12 protein-coding genes are annotated in these 17843 nt (G+C 41.3%); 7 read left to right on the top strand and 5 right to left on the bottom strand.

Annotation, left to right across the window (positions count from 1 at the left end; genetic code table 11):
* Positions 1-5 precede the first annotated feature (5 nt).
* From EHR06_RS11145 to amt, 4 genes are all read right to left on the bottom strand, one after another.
* Positions 6-1628 (bottom strand): glycerol-3-phosphate dehydrogenase/oxidase, encoded by a 1623-nt coding sequence (locus EHR06_RS11145; protein ID WP_135757068.1) that lies wholly within the window; start codon positions 1626-1628, stop codon positions 6-8.
* Positions 1625-2473 carry a phosphotransferase family protein gene (locus tag EHR06_RS11140; protein ID WP_135757067.1) on the bottom strand — a complete coding sequence of 283 codons (849 nt, stop codon included), beginning with the start codon at positions 2471-2473 and terminating at the stop codon, positions 1625-1627. Before EHR06_RS11140 ends, EHR06_RS11145 begins: the two co-directional genes overlap by 4 nt.
* Before the next feature lie 41 nt (positions 2474-2514).
* Positions 2515-2865, bottom strand: a complete 351-nt coding sequence (locus EHR06_RS11135; protein ID WP_135757066.1) for a DUF3147 family protein — start codon at positions 2863-2865, stop codon at positions 2515-2517.
* A 68-nt stretch (positions 2866-2933) separates the two neighbouring features.
* Positions 2934-5069 (bottom strand): ammonium transporter, encoded by a 2136-nt coding sequence (amt, locus tag EHR06_RS11130; protein ID WP_135757065.1) that lies wholly within the window; start codon positions 5067-5069, stop codon positions 2934-2936.
* A gap of 211 nt (positions 5070-5280) precedes the next feature.
* Here amt and EHR06_RS11125 point away from each other — a divergent pair, with 211 nt between their 5' ends.
* From EHR06_RS11125 to EHR06_RS11110, 4 genes are all read left to right on the top strand, one after another.
* The gene (locus tag EHR06_RS11125; RefSeq protein WP_135757064.1) at positions 5281-5979 is read left to right on the top strand and encodes a lysozyme inhibitor LprI family protein; all 699 of its coding nucleotides are present in this window, start codon (positions 5281-5283) and stop codon (positions 5977-5979) included.
* A gap of 284 nt (positions 5980-6263) precedes the next feature.
* Entirely contained in the window at positions 6264-7226 is a 963-nt protein-coding gene (locus EHR06_RS11120; RefSeq protein ID WP_135757063.1) for a lipin/Ned1/Smp2 family protein, read from the top strand.
* Positions 7227-7315: 89 nt separating this feature from the next.
* On the top strand, positions 7316-9100 hold the full coding sequence (locus EHR06_RS11115) for an FG-GAP-like repeat-containing protein (RefSeq protein ID WP_135757062.1): 1785 nt from the start codon (positions 7316-7318) through the stop codon (positions 9098-9100).
* A gap of 149 nt (positions 9101-9249) precedes the next feature.
* Positions 9250-10035: an MBL fold metallo-hydrolase gene (locus tag EHR06_RS11110; protein ID WP_135757061.1), complete on the top strand. Its 786-nt coding sequence runs from the start codon at positions 9250-9252 to the stop codon at positions 10033-10035.
* Between the two features lie 92 nt (positions 10036-10127).
* Here EHR06_RS11110 and EHR06_RS11105 read toward each other — a convergent pair whose 3' ends face one another.
* On the bottom strand, positions 10128-11687 hold the full coding sequence (locus EHR06_RS11105) for a helix-turn-helix domain-containing protein (RefSeq protein WP_135757060.1): 1560 nt from the start codon (positions 11685-11687) through the stop codon (positions 10128-10130).
* A gap of 85 nt (positions 11688-11772) precedes the next feature.
* Here EHR06_RS11105 and EHR06_RS11100 point away from each other — a divergent pair, with 85 nt between their 5' ends.
* The 3 genes from EHR06_RS11100 to EHR06_RS11090 are packed head-to-tail and all read left to right on the top strand — an operon-like array spanning position 11773 to position 17836.
* Positions 11773-15021 carry an efflux RND transporter permease subunit gene (locus EHR06_RS11100; RefSeq protein ID WP_135757059.1) on the top strand — a complete coding sequence of 1083 codons (3249 nt, stop codon included), beginning with the start codon at positions 11773-11775 and terminating at the stop codon, positions 15019-15021.
* Positions 15018-16232 carry an efflux RND transporter periplasmic adaptor subunit gene (locus EHR06_RS11095; protein WP_135757058.1) on the top strand — a complete coding sequence of 405 codons (1215 nt, stop codon included), beginning with the start codon at positions 15018-15020 and terminating at the stop codon, positions 16230-16232. Before EHR06_RS11100 ends, EHR06_RS11095 begins: the two co-directional genes overlap by 4 nt.
* Positions 16229-17836 (top strand): efflux transporter outer membrane subunit, encoded by a 1608-nt coding sequence (locus tag EHR06_RS11090; protein ID WP_135757057.1) that lies wholly within the window; start codon positions 16229-16231, stop codon positions 17834-17836. Before EHR06_RS11095 ends, EHR06_RS11090 begins: the two co-directional genes overlap by 4 nt.
* The last annotated feature ends 7 nt before the right edge of the window (positions 17837-17843 follow it).

Raw genomic sequence — 17843 nt, 5'->3', positions numbered from 1 at the left:
CTAAATTAAAAAGAAACAGGAAGTTTAAGCCTTCTTTTTAGTTTTTGGATCTCTTCCGATTTTTTTTCAGAAGACCAATTCCATTCTTTACCTGCAATCTCTGCCACCTTAGAGAGTATCTCATCATTAGGAAGTCCTATAGTTCCAAGACCTGTCCGTCTTAAGAATATATCATTCAAATTCATTGCCATTTCGAAACGAATTGAATATAAAACCTGAGCTGCCAATTCCCCATCTTCATCCAGCACTTCGGATAGTTGTTTAGAAAAATTTGCTAATTCCAGAACTGATCCGTATTCGGTTCCGTAATGAAGGACCAGATACTCTATCGTATTTTCGGGAAAATTAGGATGAGAAGATTTAGCATTTTCTAAATAAGATCCTAGGTCGCTGATCTCACATCCTTTAAGGAATTTTTTCTTCGAAATATTCGGTCCCGTTTTTTTAGAAAGTTTCTTTTGAATGAGTTTGAATATTTTTTCCGCAAAGTGACGACTAGTGGTATATTTCCCTCCACCCGCGCTGATCAACCCCTCTATCCGATCTTTAGAATGATCCTGTAATTCGGATTTCCTAGAGGCAGAGTAAGTTTCCTTATCTTCTACTCCGGTTTCCGCAAGAGGCCTAAGTCCACCGTAAGCAAATTCAATATCTTTTAATTCTAATTTTTCGGAAAGCAAACCGGAAGAATTGATATATTCCAAAAATTCTAAAATACTCTCCTGAGAAAGTTTCCAATCTTCCACAGATCCATAATATGATCTTTCGGTTGGCCCGATCATATTTTTTCCTCTCCAAGGAGCGAAACTGAAATGGCCTTTTTTACCCACGTGGAGCACCATTGTATCGAAGTATTTTTTAGTGATTAAGTAGATCCCTTCCGATCTTGTTTTAGGGACCGGGACCTTGATCTTTTTGGTCCCGTTCAGAAAATCCTGGCTCCAAGGCCCGGAGGCATTCACGGTCACGGATGCATTCAATTTTACGTTTTTATTATGGATCGTATCTTTGACAAGTGCTCCTATTACTCTGTTTCCATCAAAGATCAACTGTTCCGCCTTTGTATAATTGGAAATGGATGCACCTTCCTGGACTGCGGATTTTAAAAATGTTAGAGTTAATCTTTCCGGACTAGGCATGATACAATCATAAAAATAGATCGCTGAATCCATATCCAAACCCAGACTTTGGATCTCCTTTTTAGAAAGATTTTTATGCGCAGGTATCTTTTTGGATTTGTCCCAAGTCCGGTTCCTATCGAAAGAAAGTAGATCGTATACGAATAGACCGATCTTCTCCAAAAGACCAGGATCCGGAAGTATCATCGGGTAAGGATAAACTAAATTCGGGGCTATATTGGATAAGATCCTTCTTTCTTTGAGTGCTTCTCTGACTAAAGATAGATCGAAACGTTTTAAATATCTGAGTCCGCCGTGGATCAGTTTGCCTGTGGCGGATGATGTTGCTCCGCCGAAATCCTCTTTTTCGACCAAGGCAACGGAAAGTCCTCTACTCGCCGCCTCATATGCCAAGGCAGAACCGGTGATCCCGCCGCCAATGATCAATACATCGAAGAAGGCTCCATCCCCTGCTTTTTCGATAAATCGTTCCAATTTTTGAGGACTCATTTACCTGCCTTAGAAGATGATATAATCTCTCTAATTTCTTTTTGTAGAGCAGGCCTTTCACTTTCTATATTCCAAAGTCCTAAACGAAAAATTAATATAGGAAGCCTCCATTTTTCTATATCCTTCCGATCCATTCCGGAAACGGAAAGATATCTTTTTAAATAACCCTTTAAGATGAACTTTCGAACTATATTATAAAATATCACCTTTAGGAAAGGAGTTCCTGGCCAAAGTTCCGCGTCTTGGAATAAAAAAACTGTAGAAGCCACATCCGCAGCAGGATCTCCTTTTAATGCAGTCATCCAATCTATGATCACGAACGAGTCCTTTGTAACGATCACATTTTCAGGATGAAAATCCAGATGTAAAACGGAAGAACCATCGGGTAAATTTTCTATAAATTGTTTTGCGATCTTCTTCTCTTCCTTACTTAAGAAAGAAAGCGGTTCTTTAGAAAGGACTTTCACAGCTTCCGATCTAATATCATTCATCTTTTTAGTATGTTTATTATGTAAGTCCAGATGAAGGTCCGCTAGTATTTGAGAAATGCTAAAAAGAGCCAGAGGATTTTTGTCCGGAAGTTTGGTGAGCGAAATCCCATCCAATCTATCGAAGACTAATCCATGTCTGTCCCCTAGCTTAACCTTTTCATAACATTTCATGGAGCTGGCACCCGCAGAAAAGGCAATTACGGAATTAGAATATTCGGTATTCACCTCGGAAGCAGGGAATTCTTTAAAAAATAATTTTAGGATCTTGTTCGGTCCATATTCCGAAATTTCGGCGGACCTGCCGATTGCAAGCGTATTTCCGGGACTTGGTCTGTTTGTTTTTTTGGCGGGCATGATTCTATTCTCTATTTACCGAAGCAAAACTGATTCTGCACTTATATAAGTTTGATGCCAAATTTTTCAAGAACGTAATTAAAAGAAATGAAAAGTAAAATAGTTAAGAAAATACAAGATCCAAGTGCAAACCAAAAGCCAAATGCAGAATACAGTTTAGGAAATACCAAAAACGTAGGTAAGGTGGGGATCACAAACCAAAAAGTATAATAAGCATGATTGGAAATCTTTTCCGGATCTGTTTTTTCAAACTGAAGCCAGAGTAATGTTAGAATCGTAACCAAAGGCAGAGAAGCGATCAATGCTCCGATCCGATCATTTCGGCGAGCAATTTCGGAAATTAAAACCACCAGTGCAGAAGTCACTGCGTATTTAAGTATAAGATATAACATGGAATTTTAGGATTATCAAAATTGAAATTTAAGGATTCGGTAAAAGTTTACAACGCAAAAATGGATTTCTATTTTTTGATCTTTCTGCTGATCCCTAAAACGGAAATATCATCCTGTTTAGGAGCTCCTGCCAGGAATTCATCCAATTTTTTTAATATTTGGTCGATACCTTCTCCAATAGGAATTCCTTTTAGATTTCCTACGATCGCCTCCACTCTTTCTTCTCCAAACTCCTCTTTTTGAGAGTTCCATTGTTCGAAAAGTCCATCCGTAAAAAGGATTAGTTTAGAATCTTGAGTGAATTCCATCTCATTGGAAGTATATTTCGTATTCGGGATCACCCCCATGATCCTTCCGGTTTTTTCCAAAGAGTGGATCTCTCTTCCTTGGATCAAATATTGAGGAACATGACCCGCGGAAGAATATCGGATCAAATTCAAGTTCGTGTCTATGTCGACCACGATACAGGTAAAAAATTGATTCAAATTTTTGAATGTATGTAAGAATTCATTGTTTAAGTGATATAAAATTTCGGTAACGCTATAAATCCCTCGCTTTAAGGATTCATAAATTGCTTTGATCGCCATCGTCAAAAGTGCTGCCTGCACTCCATGTCCAGTTGCATCCGCAAGGAATACCCTAGTTAGTCCCGGACGAAGTTCCATAATATCAAAAAAATCCCCTCCAACTTCCGTAAGAGGAAGATACCTTATGGTAATTTCCAAATCCCCGGTGAGCTTATCTTCCTGGGAAATGATCCCGGATTGGATCTTTCTGGCGGTGGACAGATCACTTTGGAGCAGACTTAAATTATGCTCCAGCTCTATTGCCAAAGTTTCCTTTTCTTTAATATTGGTCCTGATCTTATCTAAGACCAAATTATATCTTTCTGCGATCTGCCCTACCTCCGTAAACGGTTCTATGGAAAGATCTTGGCTTAGATCCCCGGTCTGTTTTTGGTATTCCATTTCCATAAACAGATCTATCAGCTCCGTAGTGGCTCTATGTTCCGTATAATTGAGTCCTTGGAATTCATTTTGAGGAGAAACCCTCAGGCTATAAAAACGATGTATGATAAAAAGAAGAGGATAACTTACACCGAAAGAAAGGGCCGCACAGGAAACGACTCCTAATAACTGCACAAGTATTTGAGTCACTCTGTCCAATCCTGTACCTAAAATAGAAAGATCCCCGAAAAATCCTACAGCCAGGGTTCCCCAGATCCCGGAAACAAGATGTACAGGAACGGCTCCTACTGCATCGTCTAACTTCAGCTTATCCAAAAGGACTCCAGCCTCGAACATTAGAATTCCTGCAACTAATCCGATCAAAATTGATTCTATAGAATTAACCGCATTACAAGGAGCGGTGATCGCGACGAGTCCGGCCAAGGTGCCGTTTAAAGGTAGAGTAGCTTCCGCATATTTTAAACGGATCCAGCCGTAGATCAGACTGGAAGCCATTCCGCCTGAAGCGGCAAACATAGTATTTGTTATGATTTTCGGAACTTCGGAAGTGAATGCAAGAGTGCTTCCCCCATTAAATCCTATCCAACCGAACCAAAGGATCAATGTTCCGAGCATCGCAAGTGGCAGATTATGCCCGGTGATCTTTCGAACTGCCCCGTCTTTTCCGTATTTTCCGGTTCGATTCCCGATGAGTATCATCGCAGAAAGACCTACCCATCCTCCTACGCTATGTACTACAGTGGAGCCCGCAAAATCCATAAAGCCTAGATGAGCAAGCCAACCTGTAAATTGATCCCAATTTTGCAGATCCCTTCCCCATACCCAATGGCCGAAAATCGGATAGATCAAAGAAGAAATGATCGTAGTAACGATGATATAGGCGCCGAACTTCATTCTTTCTGCGACTGCACCGGAGACGATAGTCGCTGCGGTTCCGCAGAACATGAGCTGGAATAAAAAGAAAACGGAAGTTTCAGGACTTGTTTTTGAAAAATCAGGAAAGAACATATCCTTTCCGATCCAACCATAATAGGTTGAGCCGAACATGAACCCGAATCCTATTGAATAAAAAACAAGAGTAGCGATCCCGAAGTCGGTAATATTCTTAATTGCTACGTTAATCGAATTCTTGGTCCTAGTTAGGCCGGATTCTAAACATAAAAATCCGGCCTGCATAAAAAACACCAAGCCGGAAGAAAGAATGATCCATAGAATATCGAAATTCGTTTTAGGCATCTAATTTCTTATTTCAGAAAATGATAAGCGAATTTGCAAGAAGCATTTCTTCCCGGAGGATGGGTTTGCGACAGGGATAGCAGCGGAAATACTGCGATGCACCGTTTATGGTGCCTCGCAGATTGGAGCGGATAGCCCGGTCCGCGAAGCGGAGTCGCCCAATTTTATTAAAAAATTATTGCCTTCTACCCTTAGATAATAAAATTCCTTTATGCGTTTCTGCCTCACTGCTTTATTACTCTTAATAACTTTTTCCGCTTTTTCCAAGTCGTCCGAACCCTCGGATGTATGCACCAAGATCAAAAATAAAAATGATCGAAAAAAATGTTATTCTAAGGAATACCAAGCTGCGGACAAAGAATTGAATCTGACTTATAAAAAGATAAGGGAAGGTTTATCCGAATCCCAAAAGGAAGATCTGAAAAAATTACAGATCCTTTGGATCGGATACAGAGATGGAGTATGCGAAGGACCTATGTATTCTTCGGACGGATCCGGTGTGGAAACAATCGTCTGTAAAACCGGAACAACTACAGAAAGAACTAAATATTTAAATCATGTTTGGAAATTCGGTGCGGCTTCTAAAGAAGGATTAGGTTCTTATACGGATGGTTTCGGCGGCAATTTAAAACTTTTCAGAGATAGATCGAATAAGGATATCCAATTTTCTTTTGAAGTTGTTAGAGGTCCTACGGCCCATTTGGGAGAAGTGAGCGGGAATTGGATCCCAAATAAAGAAGGTAAATGGACCTGGGCTTCCACTAAAGACTGTAAGTCGGATGATCCGGATTGCTGCTTATTGGAATTCGAGTACTTTCAAAATAGGATAGAAGTAGAGGAAGTTTCCTGCTCTGCGTATCACGGGGCAAGAGCTTACTTCGGCGGAAGTTATAGATACGAATTCAAATAAAAAAGATCAATCGTTTGACTTCGAACTAAAATCGCAGAGCGATCCTTTATTCTTTATATATTTCTTATATATAAATTACATATAAGTTATTTATAACATTCTTATCTCATTCGATCTTCTATTTGTATTTTGTATTTTCGCATATTGTCACACTCATATTTAGTTTCTTCTTGCTCTGCATATGCAGCTCCAATATATTCGCCGCTGTTTGGATTATTTTTGTAATCCGTTTACAAAAATTTTCCAAAAGAACTTTCAGATGAAAAAAATATTTGGAGATCCCTATGCGATCCTTTGTGTTAGCCCTGTGCTTAAGTGTGTTCTCGATGGGAGTTTGGGCAGATTGTCCGGACTACACCACTCCTTCTAACCCACCTTCCTTTTCAAAACCTACCAAAAGAAGTTTCCGCAATTTCGGAAATACGATCTTGGCGGGCCTATATGTACCTTATCATATGGTTTATGATACTATCGTAAAATCAGGATCGAACGCAACTATGGTCGGCAAATTCGATTACGATGCCGTATTTCATAAAGATCTGGAAGGTGAATACATTCACGTTTATATCTATGGAACTGCGATGAGCGGTTGGACCTATGTGGGTCGTTATACTACGAATGGTGACGGTAAGATCACTGCAAACTTAGGTGTTCGTGCTACAGGTGACTATATTGTTCGTATGGTGGTAGAAGGTGATCTTTCCAGCGCGGACGGTTATCTGACTGTTGCCGATCCCGGCCGCCAAACCGTTCTATTCGATGTGGATGGTACCTTGACCACGAATGATTTCGAAGCTCTTGCGGATTATGCGGGTATTAAAATTGCCGATGCTTATTATTACGCTCCGGAAACTGTGAACGCATATCGTAATAAAGGTTATCAGATCGTTTATCTGACCGGCCGTCCTTATTGGAATACAAAGGATACTCGCGATTGGTTCCCTTCTAAAGGTATGAAGTCCTGGCATTACCATCCTAGTTCGGATTATTTAGGTGCGAATGTTCAGGCTTACAAGACAGACTATATTAATTATTTGCGTAATATTGTCGGCCTGAATATTATACGCGCTTATGGAAATGCAACTACTGATATTGCAGCGTATGCGGCAGGCGGTATTCCAAAATCGGATACTTGGATTATTGGAACAAATGCAGGCAAAGAAGGGACCCAGTCGATCACCGGGAACTATTCTCTTCATTACAACACTGTAGTAACAAGTACTCCTCAAGCTTCTTCCTGTTACTAAAATTATCTTCGATGTCCTCCCTCGAACGAGGGAGGCATTTATAGCATTACAAATCGAATTTAGGAAATTAATTTACGAAATTTGAAAATGTGTTGCTTGGAAAGTTTTACTTACATTTTTTCAAATTAGTGTTTTTATCCAGATCCTTCTTACTTTGTTTCTTAATTTTATTTTCTTTCTGCAAGGTAGAAACTTATAATCCTGCGATCCCTTATTCTAGAGCGTGGTGGGAAACTACATTTCTTTGTTTTGCCACAGGAGAATGTAATCAATCTTCCGTTGTAGTTTCTAATATTCCGAGTGGAGGGCTTTTAGAGACCGGGTTTTTAGTAGGCACTTCCGAATCTGAAGTGGAAGTCAGTATAGATGGAGGAGCTTTCCTGCCCGCGACCGGAGTAGCAACCTGGAGTTTTCCTCTTCCTACCGGAAGCTCGGTTTGGAAACATAAAAGTATTCATAGCATCCATGCTCGAAATGTAGGTTCTGTTTTCGGAGTTGTACTAAGTGTAAGGAAAGGATTTAACAGAGATATTAACGGAGACGGTTATCCGGATCTGGTCGTTGGAAGTCCTAGTGCGAATTCAAATACCGGGGAAATATCTATTTTTCATAATACTCCAAAGATAGGAATTGAGGCGGTATCTTCCGGAGAAGCAAACACTACGATATCCGGCACCTCCGCTTCCGATTATTTCGGGGGTTCTTTTCAAGTAGGAGATATAAATGCGGACGGTTACGCTGATCTAGTAGTGGGCTCGGAAGGTTATTCCACTTCTGCCGGAAGAGTTTATGTATTCCATAGTGCAGGCACAACCGGAATTACAGGAAGCACAAGTTCCGCTAATACGACTATCACAGGACCTTCGGTTTCTTCCCAATTCGGACATGTTGTGGCACTTGGAGATCCGGACCAAAACGGATTTTTAGATCTGGCGGTCGGTTCTCCAGGTTATCCTTCCAATACAGGGACTGTATATATTTACAAAAGTACTGTAGACGGGATCACGGACGGCGCAGGAGGAACTAGTTTAGGTATTTCTAATGCCTTTTCCACTATTACCGGGCTATCTTCTTCGAATAATAATTTCGGCTCCGGTGTAGTATTCGGAGATTTTAATGGGAATGGATCTTCTGATTTGGCGGTAGGGGGATCTCTTTGCGACGGCCAAAGAGGGACTGTTTGGATTTTCTTAAGCGCCGGAGCATCCGGTATCAATGTTCCGAATTCTTTATATAGTGACGCATATACCACTATAGCAGGCGGTTATTATTTCAGCCGTTTCGGAGAATCATTAGCATCAGATGATCTAAATTCAGACGGGTTTGAAGATCTGGCAGTAGGAGGGACTGGATTTCCTTCTAACGGTTCCGGTCCTACCTATGCGGGTAAACTTTCATTTTTCTATGGATCTATTTCCGCAATTACGGCAACTGATATTAGTAACGGAGCATTTCACGTATATAGCAATCTACCTGCAGCTGAGTATGTAAGCTCTTCTATAACTTTTGGAAATATTAATGGGGATGCTTTTCCGGATCTTATTTTTGGTGCAAAAGGATTCAATTCGAATATCGGACAAGCTTTCATAATTTATGGTCCGGCAAGCGGCGTTACCGGTTTTCTAATTACTGGAACAGCTGTTATTCCTAATATCGCAGGAGATCCAGGGCAGACCAGCCAATTCGGAACCGGAGCCCAAACAATCGATCTAAATTTAGATGGAAAATCGGAGCTGATCATAAGCGCCCCTAATTATTCAGGCGGAGGAAAAGTTTATATCTTCAATGGATCTTCATCTCAAATTTCTGCGATAGATGTAAGCGCTGCAAGCTCTACGATTACCGGGAATGCAGGTTTCGGCGGATCATTCTAATAATTTTAGAGAAGTATAAACTACCGATTGACCTTCGGTCGATAACGACACTTATCTTTACAAGGTCCAAAAAGGAAAATATTCTGGATTTTCAATCGGTCTAGTTCCCGTGAATACGGAAACTTCTAGATCAAAGACAAGGAGATCTCATGAGATCAATAAGTAATCTTTTTCGAAACATACCAATCTTTTTAGCCGCGCTATTAGCTGCGGGTCTTGTACAAGGATTTTTAGGATGTGCTACGGCAGAGCCGAAACCTAAAATAGAGATCCCAAGTTCTAAAACTTCTATCCAAATCCAACCGATCTTTCATGGAAGTTTGGTCCTAACCATTGGTGAGAAAACAATCTATGTGGATCCTTCTTGGGGAGGAGAAAAGTATAAGGACCTGAAAAAACCGGATCTGATCCTAATTACGGATATTCATCCCGATCATATGGATCTTAAAACTTTGGGAGAGATCGCGACTAAAGAAACCCAGATCATAGCTCCGGAAGCAGTCGCGAAAGAAGCAAAAGAATATACCAATATCACTCGTTTGAAGAACGGACAATCCGCTTCCGTAGGTGATATCAACTTCTCCGCTATTCCTATGTATAATATTACCAAAGAACATTTGGATAAACATACTAAAGGAAGAGGAAACGGTTATTTGATCAAGTTCGGAGGTAAGACCATCTATATTTCCGGAGACACCGAAGATATTAAAGAAATGAGATCTTTGAAAAATATCGACATCGCGTTTCTTTGTATGAACCAACCTTATACTATGTCTGTAGAAAAAGCGGCGGATGCAGTGAAAGACTTTAAGCCGAAAGTTGTGTATCCATATCATTACCGTGGAAAAGACGGATTAAGTGATACTGAAAAGTTTAAGGCGCTTGTAAAAGAGTCCAGCCCTTCTACTCAAGTCGAATTGATCAACTGGTATTGATCTAGTAATCGATAGTTCCGAAAAAGAAAATATTTTCTTTTTCGGAACTTCTTCCTTTAAACTTATTAAGTATATTGAAAATTTAAATCGGATCATTCCTCAAGTGAAGCCGATTTTTTGAATTCCTGAGGGGTCAGTCCCGTATACTTCTTAAAAGAATCATAAAAAGAAGACTTAGACTGGAAACCCACTGAAAACGCAAGATCCAGTATATTTGCAGAAGGATCATTTAAAATAATACGTTTAGCCTCTTCTATCCTATATTTTTTAAGAAGGTCAGGAAAAGAAATATTCAATACTTGGTTTAGAAGTTCTGAAACCTGATGCACGGATAAACCTAACACAGCAGCAAGATCGCTGATCCTTAATTCTTCTTCTAAATAGATCTTGTCTTCATCCAAAAGTTTATTCAATCGAGCGAGGGTATCTTCTACATTGATACCTACTATGGTGGATTTTTTCTTTCCGGATATGTCCGAAGATGTCCTATCTATCTGGAAGTTTTTGAGTTCTTCTCTTCTCAATATAATTTCATGTTCCAATTCTCTGATCCGGGTCCTAACGGAGCGGCTGGTCAGGAATATATTTACCGGAACGAAGAAGGCTATAAAAAATAAGAAACTTTTCCCATCGAAAGAAAAGAATGCCTTATACGAAATGATATTTAAGATCTCTATCGCGAGTAGAGAGAACATTCCGAGCACAAACCAGCGAGTTTGGATCGTTTTTCGTTTTGTAGCGACCAAACTAAGAACGATTGCAGTGCCGGTCACTGCCAAATAAAAAATAGTAAACGAGCGAGATACGAATTGCCTTGGAAATTGAGTAAAACTTAAAACGATCATGACCGCAGTCAGTATATTCACTACGATATAAAAATACCAAACCGGTTTGAAATTCTGCCTGATCTTTAAAAAATGAGAAACCCAGAGAGTGCCGGAAATGATCAGATAACCTATCATGATCTTCTTCCCTAAAGAAAGAGGGAAACCGAATCCTGGAAAAAGATATCTGGAGGCTATCCCGGACACGAATAAGAAAGTAAGCCCGATACCGAATGAGAATAGGATCTGATACAGGATCCACTTAGAACGAAGGCGAATATAGGAATTGATCAGATAGGCAACCTGAACGATCACAAGCGCGAGAAGCGAAAATACGATCCCAGAATAAACTGTGGAAATGGAATATAACTCTTCCGCGCTTACTAACCGAACTTCCGAAAGTATATAATTCCTAGACTGGATCCTAATATTGATCTCTTGGCTATTCTCCAGAAACTTTCTGAGGGGAAAAACCGGAAATATCCCAGGGATCAGCCATTCATTGACCGGATGAATGAATCCTGCCCGTAAACAATCCCCATTAAGATCGCATACCTGAACTGAATCCAAAAGGCTCCAAGGAAAGATCAAAAATTCAGTCTTAGATTCCTCAGGTAAATTACCGATCCGAAAACGCAGATCGATCGGCTCCGGATAAAATCCCCAGTCGAGTAATACCGAAAAATCGTCTATCTGCTTCCAGTGAGTTTGGTCGGAGCCTTGGATACGAAGATGCCCCACATTCTTCTTCTCATCCCCTTGGGAATGGATTTGAGTAGAGATCCCTAAAACCAGGATCCAAATCAGAAATACTTTTATTCTAGACATATTGATCATTCAAGAATCCTGTCCAAACTTATAAACCGGGACGATTTTCTCCATTTTAAATGCTACTAATATATGAGGAAACAAAATGAATGAAATCGTTCTCATTGCTCTAAAAAGACCTTACACCTTCGTGGTCCTCGCTATTCTAATCCTGTTCTTCGGGATACAATCCATTTTCAAAGCCCCTACGGATGTTTTTCCAAACATCAAGATACCGGTTATTTCGGTAGTATGGGGTTACCAAGGTATGCTTCCTGAAGATGTTGCGGGAAGGATCACTTACTTTTTTGAAAGAGCATTAACCAGCACTGTTGAAGGGATCAAAAGTATCAATAGCAGATCCTATTACGGAAGCAGCATTATCAATATAGAATTACAGCCTCATACCGATCTTGCAGGTGCAGAAGCGGAGGTGGCTGCGATTTCGCAGACAGTAGTCACATCCCTGCCTCCGGATATTTCTCCGCCTATGATCATGCGTTTGGAAGCATCTTCCGTTCCGGTTGCGATGCTTCAAGTCACATCGGAGAAGATGACTCCGGCAGAACTTTATAACCTCGCATTCATGAGGATACGATCCTTACTAGTTACCATCCCAGGTGCGATCATCCCTCAGCCTTACGGTGGAACTCCGATGCAATTATTGGTATCACTCGATAAGCAAAAACTTTTGTCCAGAAACCTTTCGCCTATGGATGTATTCAAGGCGTTCAATGAACAAAGCGCGGTGTTGCCTGCGGGAGACCAGAAGATCGGTAAAACGGATTGGATGGTAATGACGAATGCAATCCCGATCCAAGTAGAAGATTTTAATAATATTCCGATCAAGAGAGTCGGTAACAGCACATTTTTCATGAGGGATGTTGCGAGTGTCGCATTAGGCGGCCCTCCCCAATTAAACTCCGTGCTTGTAGATGGAAAACAATCCGTATTGATCGTCGTTATGAAAAGTGGTGATGCGTCCACCCTGGATGTGGTGGACGGGATCCGTAAAACCATGCCGAGGATCAGAGAGATCTCTCCGGACGATGTGGAGATCAAATTATTAAACGACGCTTCCATCTTCGTTAAAGATTCTATAGAGAACGTTGTCCATGAAATGGTATTGGCCGCGGCTCTAACCGGCTTAGTGGTATTGCTCTTTTTAGGTTCCTGGAGAGCGACTACGATCATCGCTACTTCCATTCCTCTTTCTCTTTTAAGTTCCATCATAGGTCTTCATTTAATCGGAGAATCCATCAACGTGATGACCCTAGGAGGTCTTGCACTAGCAGTGGGGATCCTTGTGGATGATGCCACTGTGATGATAGAGAATATAGATACTCATATCGAAATGGGTAAACCGTTGGAGAAGGCGATCATTGATGCCGCTAACGAGATAGTAATTCCTACTTTCGTAGCAACTCTTGCGATCGTGATCGTTTGGTTCCCTCTATTTCAATTGAGCGGAGTATCCGGTTGGTTATTCAAACCGATGGCGGAAGCGGTTGCATTAGCGATGATCGCTTCCTTCATTCTTTCAAGAACTCTTGTGCCTACCATGGCTAAATATCTGCTGACTGCTCATCATTCTCCGGAAGCTCATGGTCATGGATCTCACTCCAAGGCAGCTTCAAAACATAATATAACCCATACTCCTGCTAAAAAAACGAACTCTCGTTTCGCTTTCATTGCGGAATGGATCGATTTCTTAATTCGTTTTCAAAAAGGATTCGAACGTAACTTCACTGAATTCAGGGAACGTTATTATATTCTTCTACAAAGAGTAATAGCGAATCGCAAAAAATTTGTGCAGGTATTCTTAGGAATAGCAACCGGGTCCCTTCTTCTATTCTATCTGAATGGTAGAGACTTCTTTCCAGAGATCAAAGCGGGAACTTTACAGATGCATATGCGTGCACCTTTGGGGACAAGGATAGAAGTTTCCGGAAGGATTGCCACTCTGGTTTCGGAAGATATTAAAAAATTACTTCCCGGTAAGGTGGAGAGTGTTCTGAGTAACTGCGGTCTTCCGGTAGGACCCCATAACCTCGCATTCATTCCTACTCCTACAATCGGTTCTCAAGACTGCGACTTAACGATCTCATTAAAGGATGAAGAATCTCCTGTTTGGGATTATAGACAAACTCTTAGAAAAGGATTAAACGAACTTTATCCGGGAACAGTATTCACATTCCAACCTGCTGACTTGACCGCAAAGATCCTGAACTTCGGCTCACCTTCTCCGATCGATATTCAGATCAACGGTATGGATCTGGAAAAGAATTTTGAATTTGCTCAAAAACTACAGGGTAAACTGAAAACGATCCCGGGCGCGGCGGATGTTGTGATCCAACAAACAATGAGCACACCTACTCTTCTTGTGGATGGAAATAGAAGTTTAGGGATCAACGTTGATCTTCCGATGAAATCAGTTGCAGAAAATATGTTACTCGCAACTTCGGGAAGCCAGCAGATAGACCAAGAGTATTGGATGGATCGTAAAACTGGTCTTTCTTACCAGATCAATATCTATGTGCCTCAACCTCAGATGAGAAGAACGGAAGATCTGCTCACTGTTCCAGTCAATCGAGGAGACTTACAAGATAATACGGAGAATGGGATCCAACTCTTAGGGAACGTAGCGAATATCACTCCGACAGGAACTCCCGGTTTAGTGACTCACCAAAACCTTTTGCCTCTGATAGACGTATATGTTTCCGCGGAAGGAAGAGACCTAGGAGGAGTTTTAAGTGATGCTCAAAAGATCATGGACTCTATGAAGAGCGAACTTCCAAGAGGTGCAGCAATTGAGATCCTAGGCCAGGCCGAAACAATGAGAAGCGCATATATAGAACTGATCGGCGGACTCTTTGTAGCAATTCTTCTGGTATATCTTTTGATCGTAGTGAACTTCCAGTCTTGGACCGACCCGTTCATCATCATCACCGCATTGCCTGGTGCATTAGCGGGGATTGCTTGGTCCCTATTTCTTACCCGCACATATATCTCAGTACCTGCTTTAACGGGAGCGATCATGTGTATGGGAACTGCGACTGCGAACTCTATATTAGTAGTTTCTTATGCAAGGGACCGTTTAGAAGTCCATGGAGATGCGATAAGGGCCGCAATCGAAGCGGGATATTCCAGGATCAGACCGGTACTTATGACCGCTTCCGCGATGATCATTGGAATGGTACCTATGTCCATAAGTAACTCTCAAAATGCTCCGTTAGGCAGAGCGGTGATCGGAGGATTGGCTGTTGCTACATTCGCCACACTCTTCTTCGTGCCTTGTATCTACGCGATCATCTATAATAACCGTGCAAAAATCCAAAAGGAAAGCTCAAAATGATCCCAACAGTACCTAAAAAGAAACTTTTAACATTATCCACAATCTCATTCGGAGTTATATTCCTGTGCTATATATTCTATCAACAGATACATAGCGCGGAAGAATTCCGAAAGGAAGCCTTGGAAGCATCCATTCCGAATGTTTCCGTAGTAAGTCCTACACCTCCCAACCCTTTGGAAACGATCACTCTGCCCGGAACAGTTCGAGCTTGGTATGAGGCCGTCATCTATGCTCAGGTCCCAGGCTACGTTAAGATGTGGTATAAAGATTATGGAGCGGAAGTAAACGAAGGAGACGTACTTGCTCGTATCAAGGTCCCTGCTCTAGACGCGGAATACGCACAAGCGGAGGCTGACTTAGATTCCCAAAAAGCAAAATACAAACTGGCAGCAGTTACCGCGGACAGATATCTAGCATTAAGAAGTTCTCATGCGGTTTCGGAACAGTCCATTTCAGTAGCAGTAGCCGATAAAAATTCCGAAGAAGCAAAACTGAAATCCGCGGAAAAGAATGTGGATAAGTATAAGGCCAAGATCAATTTCAAAACGATAGTAGCTCCTTTCAAAGGAGTGGTGATCCAAAGAAATATTAACGTAGGCGATTATGTTACCCAAGAAGGAAATATCGATGATAGTAAAACTCCTTCCAACCTATTTACAGTGGCGGATATACATAAAATGCGTCTATTCGTTTCAGTTCCCGGGACCTTCGCCTACTTGTTGAAGCCTGGATTGGCGGCGGAACTCACCGTTCAACAATTTCCGAATCGAAAATTCACAGCAAACTTCCTAACGATCTCTAAAGGTTTCGATCTGAATATGAGAACCGTAATTGCAGAATTCACTATAGATAATAAGGACAGATCCTTATGGCCGGGTTCTTATGCTCAAGTGACTCTCACTGCTCCCGTTAAGAAAGATCTTCTTACGATACCATCCAGCTCCTTAGTCTTCGATGAAAACGGCACTCAAGTTGCGACTGTCACACAAGACAATAAGGTCCATTTCAAACCGATCACTGTGAATAAGATCATAGACTCCGTTATAGAAGTAAGAGATGGGGTCAGCACAAACGATCGAATTGTAAATAACCCTTCCGCTTCTTTATTGGAAGGTGATCTGGTTAAAGTGGTAGAGCCAAGAACCGGATATTCTGATATGAATACTTCTAAAAAAGAAGGTTCAAAATTAGAACCAGTAGCATCCAAATGAACCGATCTCAAAAAATAAATAATAGATCCATTATCCTAGGACGATGGATCTTACTTCTATCATTGGCAGTCTTATCGGTTTCTTGTTTGAACGGTCCTGCATTTGATCTTGCTCCTAAATATTTAAGTCCAGACTATGTGGTCCCGGATTCTTGGAGCGGGTCCGGTCCTTTTGTAAAAGCAAATCCTTCGGAAGGAGAAGCGATACAATCGGATTGGTGGAAACTTTTTAATGATCCTGTATTGAACAAATTAGAAGAGCAAGCGATCGCTGCGAATCCTGATCTACAAGCTGCTGCGGAAAGATTTGTGCAAGCAAGAGATGCGATGCTTAAGGTGCGTTCTCAGTTGATCCCTCATCTTGGAGTCGGTTTAAGCGGATCCAATAATAGACAATCCGATAATAGACTCTTTAGAGGAGCTGGAGAAGCGAACCAAGAAGGAACAGCATCCTTAGGGGGAATCGCTTCCTGGGAGCCTGACTTTTGGTCTTCTATCAGGAACTCTACAAGAGCACAAATTTATAATGCACAATCCGTAGCTGCCGATTTTGCATTAGCTCGATTAAGTCTACAAGCGGAACTCGCCGCTGATTATTTTACTTTCAGAGGTTTGAACGCTCAGGATACGACCTATCGCCAATCGATAGAATTTTATGAACAATCCTTAAACCTTGTGAATGAAAGATATAAAGGAGGCATTGCGCCTGAATTGGATGTACAAAGAGCGCAGTATCTTTTATCAAGCACCCAGGCAAAACGTTTAGATATACAATCCAAGATGAGAGTGACCGAGAATGCGATCGCGATCTTACTCAATAGAGCTCCGACAGGATTTAAGATCCCTCCTGTGGAAGAGATCCAAGTTGTTACGTTTAAGGTGCCTGCTACTCTCCCTTCTACCCTATTAGAACGTAGACCTGATATTGCTTCTATGGAACGTAAAATGGCGATTGCAAATCGTAATATAGGTATAGCTCGTGCCGCGTTCTTTCCTAATGTTTCATTTAGCGGGGGCGGAGGATTTGAAGGAGGAGTCAATTTAGTTCAACTTTCAAATAGTTTCTGGTCTTACGGTTCCACAGTTTCTCTCCCTATTTTCCAAGGTGGATATCGTAGAGCTCAGTTGCAGCAAGCATGGTCTGCTTATAGAGAGACAGAGGATAATTACCGTTCTACCGTATTAAACGCTTTTAGAGAAGTGGAGAACGGACTGACAGAAACTACATTCATGTCCGAACAATCCCAACGACAAGACCAGGCAGTAGACGCTGCATCCCAAGTGCAGAATATGACCATGGCCTTGTATAAAGGAGGTTTAAGTAATAGTTTGGAATTGATCTATGCACAGGTTAACACATTAGATGCCAGAATAGATGCAATCCTAGTTAAGACTGAATTAAACAGGGCATCCGTTCGATTGATAAGAGCATTGGGAGGCGGCTGGAAAAATTCTCAATTGCCTGGAGACGATGAGATACAACCTTTCAATATATTCGATTTTAGTAATTCTAAAAAGCCTGATGCCGCGGGTGGAATTGATGTGAACGCGGAAGATAATAACTCTCAGAATAAGGATCTAACTGCACCTATTCCGGATAAATGATCCGGAA

Source organism: Leptospira dzoumogneensis, from assembly GCF_004770895.1.
Taxonomy (GTDB): Bacteria; Spirochaetota; Leptospiria; order Leptospirales; family Leptospiraceae; genus Leptospira_B; species Leptospira_B dzoumogneensis.
The sequence above is the reverse complement of the archived record's forward strand: the minus strand, read 5'-3'. Positions and strand labels throughout refer to the sequence as shown.